The organism is Pseudoalteromonas sp. 4NS20-0020, from assembly GCF_057554385.1.
Map to the genome: position 1 here is coordinate 19,439 of NZ_BAAJMI010000001.1, position 13,875 is coordinate 33,313.

General features: G+C 38.7%; 11 protein-coding genes. 6 read left to right on the forward strand and 5 right to left on the reverse strand.

Going from position 1 to position 13,875, the window contains the following annotated elements; genetic code table 11:
• Positions 1-25: 25 nt before the first annotated feature.
• The 3 genes from AC27JL_RS00080 to elbB all read right to left on the reverse strand — a co-directional run bounded on the left by AC27JL_RS00080 (position 26) and on the right by elbB (position 4,009).
• Positions 26-2,590, reverse strand: a complete 2,565-nt coding sequence (locus AC27JL_RS00080) for a diguanylate cyclase domain-containing protein (protein WP_487194497.1) — start codon at positions 2,588-2,590, stop codon at positions 26-28.
• Between the two features lie 159 nt (positions 2,591-2,749).
• The gene (locus AC27JL_RS00085) at positions 2,750-3,145 is read right to left on the reverse strand and encodes a c-type cytochrome (protein WP_006793059.1); all 396 of its coding nucleotides are present in this window, start codon (positions 3,143-3,145) and stop codon (positions 2,750-2,752) included.
• A 216-nt stretch (positions 3,146-3,361) separates the two neighbouring features.
• On the reverse strand, positions 3,362-4,009 hold the full coding sequence (elbB, locus tag AC27JL_RS00090; protein WP_487194498.1) for an isoprenoid biosynthesis glyoxalase ElbB: 648 nt from the start codon (positions 4,007-4,009) through the stop codon (positions 3,362-3,364).
• Positions 4,010-4,532: 523 nt separating this feature from the next.
• On the opposite strand from elbB, the gene polA reads away from it, so the two are divergent.
• From polA to AC27JL_RS00105, 3 genes are all read left to right on the forward strand, one after another.
• A complete protein-coding gene (gene polA / locus AC27JL_RS00095) occupies positions 4,533-7,268 on the forward strand; it encodes a DNA polymerase I (protein ID WP_487194499.1) in 2,736 nt (911 codons plus the stop codon).
• Positions 7,269-7,785: 517 nt separating this feature from the next.
• Positions 7,786-8,373: a YceI family protein gene (locus AC27JL_RS00100; protein ID WP_487194500.1), complete on the forward strand. Its 588-nt coding sequence runs from the start codon at positions 7,786-7,788 to the stop codon at positions 8,371-8,373.
• Positions 8,370-8,888 (forward strand): DUF1285 domain-containing protein, encoded by a 519-nt coding sequence (locus AC27JL_RS00105; protein WP_006793063.1) that lies wholly within the window; start codon positions 8,370-8,372, stop codon positions 8,886-8,888. The genes AC27JL_RS00100 and AC27JL_RS00105 overlap by 4 nt, the downstream gene beginning before the upstream one ends.
• Here AC27JL_RS00105 and yihA read toward each other — a convergent pair.
• A complete protein-coding gene (gene yihA / locus AC27JL_RS00110) occupies positions 8,885-9,556 on the reverse strand; it encodes a ribosome biogenesis GTP-binding protein YihA/YsxC (RefSeq protein ID WP_305400160.1) in 672 nt (223 codons plus the stop codon). The genes AC27JL_RS00105 and yihA overlap by 4 nt on opposite strands.
• A 280-nt stretch (positions 9,557-9,836) precedes the next feature.
• Between yihA and AC27JL_RS00115 the strand changes: the two genes are divergently transcribed.
• From AC27JL_RS00115 to AC27JL_RS00125, 3 genes are all read left to right on the forward strand, one after another.
• Positions 9,837-10,469 carry a c-type cytochrome gene (locus AC27JL_RS00115; RefSeq protein WP_006793065.1) on the forward strand — a complete coding sequence of 211 codons (633 nt, stop codon included), beginning with the start codon at positions 9,837-9,839 and terminating at the stop codon, positions 10,467-10,469.
• Between the two features lie 741 nt (positions 10,470-11,210).
• The gene (yihI, locus tag AC27JL_RS00120; protein ID WP_008133239.1) at positions 11,211-11,804 is read left to right on the forward strand and encodes a Der GTPase-activating protein YihI; all 594 of its coding nucleotides are present in this window, start codon (positions 11,211-11,213) and stop codon (positions 11,802-11,804) included.
• 13 nt (positions 11,805-11,817) lie between these two features.
• A complete protein-coding gene (locus AC27JL_RS00125; protein WP_039036242.1) occupies positions 11,818-12,333 on the forward strand; it encodes a DUF2489 domain-containing protein in 516 nt (171 codons plus the stop codon).
• A gap of 73 nt (positions 12,334-12,406) precedes the next feature.
• Here the strand turns inward: AC27JL_RS00125 and hemN are convergent, their stop codons facing one another.
• The gene (hemN, locus tag AC27JL_RS00130) at positions 12,407-13,780 is read right to left on the reverse strand and encodes an oxygen-independent coproporphyrinogen III oxidase (protein ID WP_487194501.1); all 1,374 of its coding nucleotides are present in this window, start codon (positions 13,778-13,780) and stop codon (positions 12,407-12,409) included.
• Between the last annotated feature and the right edge of the window lie 95 nt (positions 13,781-13,875).

Genomic DNA, 13,875 nt, shown 5'->3' on the forward strand with positions numbered 1-13,875 from the left:
GGCTTTTTTATAACCAAAGCTGGGCTTAAACTGATTGACTGACGTGTTCTGGCTGTGACTCAGGGCAAGCTAAAGTGTGCTGTTTGCCAACAAAATATGACAAGCCATGTTTCTCCAATAAGGCTCTAAAATTAAGAATAGAGGGTCCTTTTGCAATGACCTTCATTTTTTTGAGCTTAGTGATAGGAAGCACACCTTGTAGTTGCAGGTCGTAACTATCTTGTTGCAATATTCGCTTGCTAAAGGTGGAGCTAAGCAATAGATAGTCAAAATTTACATCGGTTAATAGGTTAAGTTCACATCTGTCTTTAGCAAAATTATTTAAGCCAATTGAGTAGCCTAACAAAGATAATTGCTTAAGATTTTCTAGCTGAGTAGCACATGCATGGCGAATTTCTTGCTCATCAAAAAGTAAACAAAGTTGGCTTGGGCCACGTTGTTTATTTAACACATCAACAAATAAAGTAAATTCGTGTTTTTCAAGTAATAAACAAGAGCATGGTACTAATGCCATTGCCACATTTGCATTTATGGCCTGCGTGTAAGCACACGCTAGCAGTTGCAACTCTACTTTTAAGTGTTGCTCTTTGTCGGTAGCAAATTTTTTCAAAACCTCAAAACTGGTAAACCCTAAAATAGGGTGCTCACCGAACGCTTCAAATAGCGATTCAGATTGCTGTTGCTCGTTTAGTGTAATAATTTCTGAGCTTCTAAAGCTCATTGGCATGACATCAAGATGATGCAGTGCTTTTTGCCCCACATCAGCTATTGATTGAGTGAGTAACGGATGAAACAGCTCGTAACGATTTTTACCAGAATTTTTTGCATGATACATCGCGGCATCGGCATCACGAATAATTTCGTCGGTATGTTTATAGCTTTGTTTTGAGTAGTTTATCCCAATGCTAGCACCGCTTTGCAGCAAAGTGCCTTTAATATTAAAAGGCTTTTTCATTAAATCGATAATACGATTAGCCACATCTTCGGCCTGTTGTGGTTCGGTTAAATGCGTTAGTAAAATAACGAATTCATCTCCACCTAAACGGGCTAATAAATCATGTTCACGAATACATTGTGAAAACAGCTCACTCACATTAATTAAGAACTGATCGCCAGCTTGGTGACCTAGTTGGTCGTTAATATCTTTAAACTTATCTAAATCAATAAACAGAACAGCAAATTGACGCTCTGGAAAGCGCTGAAAATGTTGAAGTGTTTTTTCTAATTGGGTTAAAAATAAACTGCGGTTTGGCAAGCTTGTTAACGAATCGTGATGGGCGTCATGATAAAGCTGCTGCTCTATTTTTTTTCGTTCTTCAATTTGCATTTGCAAATGCAAATTAGTTTGTTGCAGTTCTTTTGTTTTTTCGTTTACTCTAAATTCAAGCTCTTGGTGACTTTTAGCTATAGCCTGATTTGCTAGCTTAGTTTGTAAAACAGCCGCTATTTGGTGCGATACAAAGGTAATTAATTCGTTATCGTCTTGACTAAAAATATGTTTATTGTTGTATGCTTGGCACACAATAAGGCCAATAACACCCTGCGATGTTTTTAAAGGTGCACCTAGCCAGCTCGTCGCTTTTTGTTTGTTAGGAACAGGGGCTGAACGTTGTACCACGCCACTATTTAATAATGCTTGTGCTTTTTCTGGGTTAATAAGCTGCGTTTCTTCGGTGCTTATTACTAATTCGCTGTAGCCTTTAGCAAACTGACGGGGCTGAGTATTTTCCTTATATTCATCAACACAGTAAGGGAATGTTATCCAGCCTGAGTCTTTGTCATAGAGTGCAATATAAAGATTTTCTGCGTAGGTAATTGTTTTTATTATGCCATGTATTTTAACGTAAGCATCATCAAGGTTTTTAGCTTGAGTGGCGATTTCAGATACTTTAAATAAAATTTGTTGACGTTGCAGCGCGCGTTTACGGTTAGCTACTTCAAGATTAAGTGCATCGTTACTTTGAGTCAGTGCTCGAGTACGAATTTTTACTTCTGACTCTAAATACTCACGTTTTTTTACACGTTCTATCGCCGTCGCTAAATACAGCGACATCACTTCAAGAAGTTGTATTTGCTGGGAGTTATAACTTTGATTTACGTCATAGCTTTGAGCGGCTAACACACCAATAATATTTTTTTCTTGGTACACAGGTACACCTACCCAATGTTCGGCGGGTGTGCCTAGCGCTTTGAATAAGCCATTAGCGGCTGCCTCTTGCATTTGCTGTTTTGAAAAGTATGTGGTTTTGCCTTCTTTAAATACGTAACCAGTAGCACCTTCATCAAAACTATTAGAGTGGTTTAGTGGTACTGCAATGCCATCTTTTTCATCTGAAAAATAAGAAAGCTCTAATGTTTGGCACTGCTGGTTTTGTAAAACAACATAAAAGCTTTTACTGGGAACATACTTTTGTAAAATATCGTGTATAGCGGGATAAAGTAGTGTTAACTCCGCAACCGTACTCGCGCGCTCAGAAAGTTGGATAAGCGCATTTTGCAAATGGTGTGATTGCTTGTACTTTTCGAGTAGGGTTTTGAGGCGTTTATTTTGATACGCTAATCTACGCGATGAAGGGAGTTTATCTTCCAATGATGTAACCGATATTATTATTGTATAGTTATTAGACTTATACTTTCACTTTTAGTGCTTAGCGTCAAGCTGATATTCTAATAAAAATAATGGTTAACGCGGTATTTTGGGCATAAAAAAGGCTTAACAAGTTAAGCCTTTTTTATGTATAACTGAGCGTTATTCTGCTGTCATGAAGTCGATTGCTGCGCTTATTTCATCGTCAGAACAATCCATGCATGTGCCTCTAGCTGGCATTGCATTAAAGCCGTTAATTGCATGCTCAAGTAGCGTATCTTTGCCTTTGGCAATACGCGGTGCCCAATCGTCTGCAGATTTAGGTGCACCTAATGCGCCTGTACCATGACATGCAAAGCACGCAGCCTGATAAACTTGCTCACCAGAGCGAGGCCCTGTTGGTGCGGCAGCTACTGCAGCTTTATCACCTTCAAGGTACACAGCACCAACAGGTGCTAAACGCTTTTTAATTGCATCTTCAGTCATAGAGTTATCATATGGCTGTGCGTATGCTGTAGTTGCTAACACTAATAATGCTAATGCTGTTAATTTTTTCATTTTGCCTTGCTCACTTCGATTTGAACGTGATCAATCACGATATAGATGACGGAAATTACGCCGATTATAACTCTCTGAGGCAATTTATAAAATGCTAAGAGGTATTTTTATTACTAAAAACTGACTACTTTTTGCGTTAGCTCAACAAAAATAAGTGCCTTGGCGTATTTATTTAGCCAATATACCTGGTCATCCAATAAATAACCTTTGTTACAATCAATTTAATGCTAATACGGATTTAACAAGTTTTTCGATCCCCGCATCTGCTTCAACAATCGATTGCGCTAGCATGTAAGCAGGTGTAGTCACAATTTTATTGTGTTGATCAATTACAACGTCATCAACTTTACAATTTAAGTGTGTTGCGCCAAGCTTAGTGAGTGCGGCTGCTGTGTCTTTATCGTTGCCAATAGTGATTTTTGCATCGTCGTAAATAAATGGAGTTAACGCAGGCGCGATACACATATAGCCGGCTGGTTTATTGGCATTAGCGAATTTTTTACAGGCGTTTAATACGTCGTTGTTAATGGCCGCTTGTGCGCCTTTGACCGCAAAGTCACATAAGTTTTTCGCAGCACCAAAACCACCTGGAACTATTAATGCGTCAAATTGATCACTATTAAGGTGGTTAAGCGCTTTTATATCACCTCGGGCAATACGTGCAGCTTCTACTAATACATTACGCTTTTCACTCATTTCCTCACCCGTTAGATGATTAATAGTGTGAAGTTGCTCTATGTCTGGTGCAAAACACTGGTAGGTTGCACCATTTTTAGCTATGTGTAAAAGAGTCAAAATGGCTTCATTAATTTCGGCACCATCGTATACACCATTTCCAGCTAATAACACGGCTACTTTTTTCATGCTTTTGTGCTCCTTGATTTAATTTATTCAGTCTATAGTTTGAAGTTTAACACGGACGAAATTGCCTATTTAAATTAATTTTTGTGTGAAAATTATCCGCTAAGTAAGTTGCAATGCGGCATATGCCATTTCACAATTAGCACCAATAAAAAAAAGTATAAAGGATCGCTATGATCTTCGATCCATTATGCTAGAATACTCCTCCGGTTATTTAATTGGACACGAATAACCAAAGTAGATGATGGCACTAGTAGCCACACAAAACCTTTTTCCACACTGGTTTAAAAATAATAAAAAAAGAACTTCGTATTATCTTTTTTAAATTAAAACATATAGTTAATCATTTTTCTAGGCGTTTAAATAGGCCTTGGAAGAATTATTTGTGCCTGTTATCTACATACTTATCCACAGCTTGCTCTTATTTTAATAAAATACCGAATATCAATTGATAGTCGTTTTATTTTAACCCTTATGGCATGCTTACAATTATCATAATTTTTAGCATTTAGGATCCAAATTCACCATGGCTCAGATCCCCGAAAATCCACTTATTTTAGTTGATGGTTCGTCGTATTTATTTCGTGCTTATCATTCTCCTCCACATCTAACTAATTCTAAGGGTGAGGCTACGGGCGCTATTTATGGCGTTATTAATATGCTGAAAAGCTTGATCAGACAGTATGATCCCTCGCATATGGTGGTTGTATTTGACGCCAAAGGTAAAACATTCCGCAACGACATGTACAGCGAATACAAAGCTAATCGCCCACCTATGCCTGACGATTTACGCACCCAAATAGCACCTATCCACAGTATTATTAAAGCAATGGGGTTTCCGCTTATTAGTATTGAAGGGGTTGAAGCAGACGATGTCATTGGAACCTTTGCGCGAATTGCCTCTGAGCAAAAACGCCATGTACTGGTTTCGACTGGCGATAAAGATATGGCCCAGCTTGTGAATGAGCATGTGACACTCATTAATACGATGACCGACAGTATTTCAGATCCTGACACTGTTGTTGAAAAGTTTGGTGTGGGCCCAGATCTTATAATTGATTACCTAGCACTGATGGGCGATAAGGTTGATAACATTCCTGGCGTAGAAGGCTGTGGCCCTAAAACAGCTGTAAAATGGTTACAAAAATATGGATCTCTGCAAGGTGTAATGGATAACGCAGGCGAAATTAAAGGTAAAATTGGTGAAAAATTAGCAAATGCATTAGATCATTTACCTTTAAGCTATGAGTTGGCGACCATTAAGTGTGACGTTGAGGTTGAGTCAGATCTTGATACGTTTAAACTGCAGGAGCCAAATAAAGACGAATTAATTGCATTATATGGTGAATGCGAGTTTCGTCGTTGGTTAGCTGAGCTACTAGATAACCCAAGTGATGCACAAACTCACTTAGCAGTTCCATCGCAAGAAACAGAATTACCAAAAGTTGAAGAGGCTCATTACGAAACTATTTTAACAGAAGCGCAGTTTGATAAGTTAATAGAGCAACTTAATGGCGCTGATCTTTTTGCATTTGATACAGAAACAACTAGCCTCGATTATATGCAAGCGCAATTAGTAGGCATGAGTTTTAGCGTTAAAGCAGGAGAAGCTGCATATTTACCTGTTGCGCACGATTACCCCGATGCACCAGATCAGCTAAGCCTTGAATTTGTGATGCAAAAGCTTGGGCCAATTTTAGCTGACGCTAATAAAGCGAAAGTAGGGCAGAATCTTAAATACGACAAAAGCGTATTAGCCAATGCCGGCTATGAACTCAATGGTATTAAATTTGACACTATGCTTGAGTCATATGTATTTAACAGCGTAGGTACGCGTCACGATATGGATTCGTTGGCATTAAAGTATTTAGGTCATAAAAATATTAGTTTTGAAGATATTGCAGGCAAGGGTAAAAAGCAGCTGACGTTTAATCAAATTGAACTCGACAAAGCAGCGCCTTATGCAGCAGAAGACGCGGACATAACACTTCGCTTACACGAAGTACTGTGGCCTAAAATTGAGGCAGATGAAAAGCTTAAATCAGTATTTGAAGAGATTGAAATGCCATTGGTAAGCGTCATTTCAGATATTGAGCGCACAGGGGTTGCAATTGATAGCAACATGCTTGGCGCGCATAGCCAACGTTTAGGTGAGCGCTTAATTGAACTTGAAAAAGAGGCGTTTGAAATTGCAGGTGAACCCTTCAACCTGAGCTCACCAAAACAGTTACAAGTATTATTGTTTGAAAAGCTAGAGCTGCCAATAATTAAAAAAACGCCTAAAGGTGCACCTTCAACCGCAGAAGAAGTACTTCAAGAGCTCGCTCATGATTACCCGTTACCTAAGGTTATTATTGAACACCGTGGTTTATCAAAACTTAAATCAACATATACCGATAAACTACCGCTTATGGTTAATGAAAAAACACAGCGTGTACACACGTCATATCATCAAGCTGTAACAGCGACAGGGCGTTTAAGTTCTACTGATCCTAACCTGCAAAATATTCCTATTCGCTCAGAAGAGGGTCGTCGTATTCGAGAGGCCTTCATTGCTGCCGATGGTTATAAAATAGTGGCAGCCGATTACAGCCAAATTGAATTACGCATAATGGCGCATCTTTCACAAGATAAAGGTTTGCTTAATGCTTTTGCAAACGGTTTAGATGTTCATAGTGCGACCGCGGCCGAGGTGTTTGGTGTTGATTTAGATGACGTAACAACAGACATGCGCCGTAAAGCAAAAGCCGTAAACTTTGGTCTTATTTATGGTATGTCGGCTTTTGGCTTAGCACGCCAGTTAGATGTACCACGCCATGAAGCTCAACATTATATTGATAAATATTTTGAACGTTTTCCAGGCGTATTAGAGTACATGGAAACAACACGCGAAAAAGCAGCAGAAAATGGTTATGTTGAAACAATATTTGGACGCAGATTGCATTTACCTGAAATAAATGCCCGTAACGGAGCTCGTCGTAAGGGCGCGGAGCGTGCTGCCATAAATGCGCCCATGCAAGGCACTGCTGCTGATATAATTAAAAAGGCTATGTTAAGTGTTAATCAGTGGGTGTACGAACAAGCTCCAAATACCGTGAAGCTGCTTATGCAAGTGCACGATGAATTAGTATTTGAGATTAAAACTGATTGTGCAGAGGCTTACACAAAACAAATTTGCGAGTTAATGTCACAAGCTGCTTCACTCGATGTACCGCTAATAGTAGAGGCTGACGAAGGTGAAAACTGGGAACAAGCCCACTAAACTTTATAAATAATAAAAGCGCCAATAGGCGCTTTTTTTATGTGTATTAAAAATAGTAGTACCTTAACGGTCAATTTTATATAAACAGAATTTAGTTAATAATTGGTTAAAATAGGTAATTATTTATGCCAAATGGTTACATGTTCGTCAATTCTAACTATTAATGCAGAATATGATTGTATTTTTATGCGCGCTTTTGTTAAAGTCCCGCCCGTCCTACTCTGTAGGACATCCTGTTGATGATGCGTCTGTAAAGATGCAACAAATTGTTAGCGACTCCCCAGTTTGCTATATCGGCCTAATAACCTTTTATTAGGCCGTTTTTTATTCCGCATTTTTCAGTATTCTCGACCTAATTATTACTTCTATTGTGATCATCTTTACGTTTAAATTCCGTAATTATAGCGAGTATGAGTTACGATATTACAATCTCATATTTTAGTATGGTTTAAGCTATTTCTAAATGATAGTATTCAATGAGGTTTTACCTTCATCTATGTGTTTAAAGGAGTGCGTTATGTTTAAAGCGTTAGCTATTACAGGCCTTTCGTTATCAAGTTTATTTATGTCTAATTTTGCCTTTGCTAATTGGCTGCTAGACAACGATAAAAGCCAAGTAAGTTTTGTTTCTATAAAGAAAGACACGATTGCTGAAGCCCATCACTTCACTGCAATCGAAGGTAAGCTTAACGATAAAGGTGAGTTTAATTTTTATATAGATTTAGCATCAGTAGAAACGTATATACCTATTCGTAATCAAAGGCTTACAAGCCTGTTGTTTGAAGTAAATACATTCCCAAAAGCCGTGCTAACAGCTAATTTGAAGCCGTCGTTAGCAATAATTAAAAAACCGGGTAGTTACGTGTTAAAAGGTATTAGCGCAGAGCTTGATTTTCATGGTAACAAAAAATCACTTTCAATTGATGTGCTGGTAAATAGCAATAAAAGTGGTGATTTGACGCTTGCTTCATTCACGCCAGTCATCATAAATAGTGGCGACTTTGGTGTGACAGAGGGAGTTAAACAGTTACAAGAGCTTGCTGGTTTGCCTTCGATTGCAACGGCTATCCCAGTTTCATTTGCATTAACGCTTAATAAACAGTGATTTCGCTTAATGAGCTCAGTAAACAGTTAAGTGAGCCGAGTAAGCCCTTTGATAGTTGGCAACCCTCTCATTGTGGTGAGTTGCCAATAGTTATTAACGACCAAGGGGAATGGTTTTACGATGGTAGTAAAATAACAAGACTACCTATGGTCAAATTGTTTGCTTCTGTATTGTGCAAAGAGGGTGCACATTTTTATTTAAAAACACCTATCGAAAAAGTAACGATTACAGTAGAAGATGCGCCGTTTATTATTGTTGATTGGTTTTTAAAGCAAACTAATGAAGGCGAGGCTTTGTGTTGTATTGATAATTTAGCCAGGCAGTGGATTGTTTGCCAGCAGCAGCCCTTACGGGTAAAAAATTATAAGGGCGCTAAAGTACCTTATTTAATATTACCTTTTGGTTGTAGTGCACGTATAGCAAGAAGTGTGTTTTATCAGTGGGCAGAAAAAGCCGAGTCTGATGAACTCGGCTATTTTATTCAATCTGCAGGTGAGGTGTTTTACTTAAGTTAGCTTGCAGTGTCTGAACTGCTTTCGTCAGATACTTTTTCTGCAGGTGGTACCGCGATAACGGGGCCTAAATACCACTCGTCTAGTTTTTTAGCTACTTCTGGTAATCCAGTGCCTTTTAAAGATGAAAATGCATGGACAGTAATATCACCGTCCAGCTCGCTTAGTTCGCGGCGAACTTGTAGTACTTGTGCCTTTCTTGCACCTTGCTTTAATTTATCAGCTTTTGTTAGCAGGGCCAATACTGGAATCTCGCTTCCAATCGCCCAATTAATTAAGTCGCGGTCTAAATCTTTTAATGGATGACGAATATCCATTAAAACAACTATTCCTTTTAAGCTTTGGCGTTTTTGAAGATATTCACCTAATGACTTTTGCCATTTCTTCTTCATTTCAATTGGTACTTTGGCAAAACCGTAGCCTGGTAAATCTATGAGGCGCATGTTATCAACATCAGCTAACTCAAAGGTATTAATTAACTGAGTTCGCCCAGGGGTTTTACTCGTACGTGCTAATTTTTGATCGGTTAATGCATTTAGCGCACTTGATTTACCAGCATTAGAACGACCCGCAAACGCAACTTCAATTCCCGTATCAGCAGGTAATTTAGTAATGTCTGGAGCGCTTGTAACGAAAGACGCGGTATTATATTTGATACGAGATTTGAGCACAGGCTCTCCTAAAACTTTAAAAATAACGTTAAGTAAACCAAATTTACTTAGGGCACGTATTTTATACTATAAAAGATGTATTAAAAAGCGTATTTAAATACCTTAAATCAGTGTCTGTGGTACATTTAAAGCATATTAAAGCTTCACCTTAGTCAAAACCCTGTAAATTATAAGCTTAATATGTGTAGAAAACGTGCCAGAGAATTTATTATCGTGTAGAATATATGTATTGCAACATCATGATTGTAGATGATACAGGGTCGGGAACAGAGAATTCACCATGAAAAAAATAGCACTATCTTTAACAATATTGCTTGGTGCGTTGTCAGCAAGCAACGCAACAGCATTTGATGGCGATGTAAACGCAGGTAAACAAAAATCAGCAACGTGTGCGGCATGTCACGGCCCAGACGGTAATGCACCGATTACTATTTACCCTAAAATTGCAGGCCAACACCCAGATTATATCCTAAAGCAACTTCAGGATTTGAAACTAGGTATGACATCAGGCGGGAAAGAAGGCCGTATGGATCCTGTAATGAGCGCAATGGCAATGCCACTAAGCGAACAAGACATGAAAGATCTGGCAGCTTACTTTTCGTCACTAAACATGTCAGAGGGTTCAACACCTAAAGACGTCGTTGAAGTTGGCGCTATGCTCTATAAAGCGGGTGATGCAGAGCGAGGAATTCCTTCATGTGCTTCGTGTCATGGTCCTCGTGGTAACGGCTCATCGTTAGCTAAGTTTCCAAAAGTGTCTTTTCAGCACCCAGAGTACATAAAGTCTCAGCTTGAAAAGTTTCGTAATGGTACACGCCATAATGACCTAAACGGTATGATGGGTGACATCGCTAAAAAGCTAACAGATAAAGACATTGAAGTGCTTTCTAAGTACTTAGGCGGTTTACACTAAAGTCGTATTTATCTAAATTTAGATACCAACTACAGTGTAATATGAAAAAAAAGCAGCCTCGGTTGCTTTTTTTGTGTCTGAAATTCGCGATATCGTCTTTCACTTTGTGAGACATTGACCATGCGGATGTATGGTAAAAGTCTTATTTTAAATATCTTTTATTTGTTAAGTTGTTGTTATTTAAATAGGCTTTTATTTATGTATGGCTGTAATGTAAGAAAAAAGATATAAACCAGTTGTAACAAAATTATTAACGAGTAAATTAACAGCTGTCGCAAAAAACAATAAAAAAATGGAAACAGCTATAAGGAAAGTAGCGCGGCACGACTACATAGCACAAAGATTGTGCTACTAAAGGAAATACTACAAAAGAGTCAGGATGACCGAAAATAATAAAATAACTCATGGAAGTTTAATAATAAAAACAAAATGGAATGAAACAAGGAACGTAAAAATAATAACAATACGGACTGATAATAATAAAAATAACAAAGACTAAAAAAGTCGAAGGGAGAAGTGTCCATTTTATGGCGCTCAGATTAGTAGGCGGTAGAGATGTTTTCTCTACCGCCTTTTTATTTGTCCTGTTACAATACCCACCGTTTAGCAATATGCTAGTGCGTCATGTTAAAGAGAAGCCCAACCTCTAAAGCGCAAACTGAATTCTTCTGGCTATGCCAGCATTGCGATGCCTATTAATATACGCCTCGCTCAAAACCTCTTAAGTGAGATGATCAAGATATGAGTAGAAAGAAAAAGTCACGCAAAATCCCATCAAATGGACCTGTTCGCTTAAGCCAAGATAAGCTTAAAGAAATGCGTGCGTTAAAAGAGCAGCGTGTTAAAAAAACCAAAGGTGCTAAGCCTGGTTCTCGTAATGCGCCAGATTTGGTTGAAGAACAAAACCAAACATCGCATTCAGGTTCAAGAGATAAACGTATTGGTAGTAAAAAGCCGGTGTCTTTAGTGCCTGTTGCTGCTGAACCAAAAGTAGAAATGAAACGTAACTTAAAACCAGTGGTTGAACTTAAAAAAGTAGTTCAGCCAGAGCTTACACCAGAACAAGAGCTTGAAGAGCTTGAAAATGATGTACGCTTACTTAAGTTGGTTGAGCGTCATGAAGGCGGTGAGATGCTGACTGGTAAAGATGCTAAGTACTTTAATAGTCGAATTGCTCGCCATCAGGTTCTATGCAAATTATTAGGCCTTGAGGATGAAGACGAGTTTGATGATGAAGATGACTTTGGCGAAGAGAGTAATTCAGACTTCGACCAGTATTTATCAAACGATCTTGCCAGTGAATGGCTAGACGATGATGAAGACGAAGATAAGTAATTAAGGGTAATCAATGAGTACTGCTGTGATCGTTGCCTTGTGTTTAGGCGCTATTATTATAGCTGGTTTGGCATTTTATGCGGGTCAGTTGTTGTACAAGTTAAGTGCACAAAAAAAGTTAATAGCTAAAAAGCAAGCAGAGCAAAAGCAAAAGCTTGCAGCATCTCGTTTAAAGCGAAATGCTAAGCTTGCCGACAGTATTCATCTAATTGCGCGCGCAATGAAAGAAGATCAATGTGAGTTTTCAGAAGGATGTTTGCGCGTGTGGGTGCTTATGTCGCAATATGGCTTTGAAGACGAGCGAGATTTAACCATACAGTATCCTGGCATTTATAAGATGTACCAAGTGGTAAAAGAAATGCCGACACACGATGCCCGAAAAAAATATTCTAAAAAAGAAATATTTAAGCAAGACACGGCTCGTTGGCGTGCAGAAGAAAGCTACAGTGATGAGATTAAGGCCGATTGCGTTAAAATTATTTCTGAGTTCAAAGCTGCTCCAGGTAGTGAAAACGTAGTTTTTAACTAAATCTCGTACATAACATTAAAAAAGCATACCTAGGTATGCTTTTTTTGTGCCCAAATAATATTTAATTAGGGGGCTAAATGACTCGAGAAAAACGCGTTGCGTTGATTTTATTTTGTAAGTGGGCATCAAAACACATACAAATTATACGAATGAATAAGTTACCCCGTGATGTGATACTGACGTGATTGTTTTCAATAATCACCATGTTATCGTCTATAAGTGGTTTAAGAGAAACCAATGCCTCCGCAAAGTAGGTATCAAATTCAATATGATACTTTTTAGCAAACTCTTCTATATTTAGTTCAAACTGACAAATAAGCTGCTTAATAGCATCCGCTCGAATAACATCATCATGGGTTAAATGCATACCTTTACTAAGTGCGCAGCCGCTTTGCGTTTCAATGCTGTGGTAGTAATGCTTTAGCTCTTTTTTATTTTGTAAAATAGCGTTGCCAATTTGTGAAATAGACGATGCACCCAGCCCTAATAAATCACAATTACCATGCGTTGTATAACCTTGAAAGTTTCGATGCAATTGGCCTTCATTTTGTGCGATAGCCAGCTCGTTGTCTGCTTTCGCGAAGTGATCCATACCAATAAACTGATAACCTGCTTGTGTCATCTGCTCTAAGGTATTTTTAAACATGGTTAACTTGTCGTGAGCGTTTGGTAAGTCGTGCTCTTTTATTTTGCGTTGTGCGGCGAATCGCTCTGGTAAGTGAGCGTAGTTAAATACCGACACACGATCAGGACTAAGCTCAATGAGTTGCTCTATTGTTTGTTTAAAGCTTTCGGGGGTTTGCAGTGGAAGCCCGTAAATCATATCGGCGTTAATTGATTTGAAGCCCAACTCACGTGCCTGAATAATTAACTGCTTAACGGTATCGGCATGTTGAGGGCGATTAACTGCAAGTTGCACGTCGTCATTAAAGTCTTGTATCCCAAACGACACTCGGTTAAAGCCAAGCATTCTCAAATCAACCAACATATTTTCAGCAAGCGATCGTGGGTCAACTTCAATACCGCGCTCTGTTGTGCTGGTAAAATTAAAGTGCTGTTCAAGCAGGGCAATTAAGCGTTTCATTTGTTGAGGGGTTAAAAAGGTAGGAGTGCCTCCACCTAAATGCAGTTGCTCAACGCTGTAGTGCTTAAATAAAGGTGCTTGTGCGGCAATTTCTTTTGCTAAAAAGTCTATATATGTATCGGCTTTAGATTGGTGGCGAGTGATTATTTTATTACAACCACAGTAGTAGCAAAGCTGACTGCAAAATGGGATATGAACATATAGAGAAAGCGAACGAGATTGAGATGATTCTACAGCGCTGATTAAATCGTGTTTATCGTATCCCTCATTCAAAGATAATGCGGTAGGGTAGGATGTATACCGCGGACCAGACACATTGTATTTATTAATGAGAGCTTGGTCCCATTGAGGAAGTTTTATCATCACGCGCACCTAAGTTTTAACTAGAGCCGTGATTATAAAAAAGTAACTAAGGAGATATGTTGATCTATAACAAAAAAGGTGCCGAAGCACCTTTT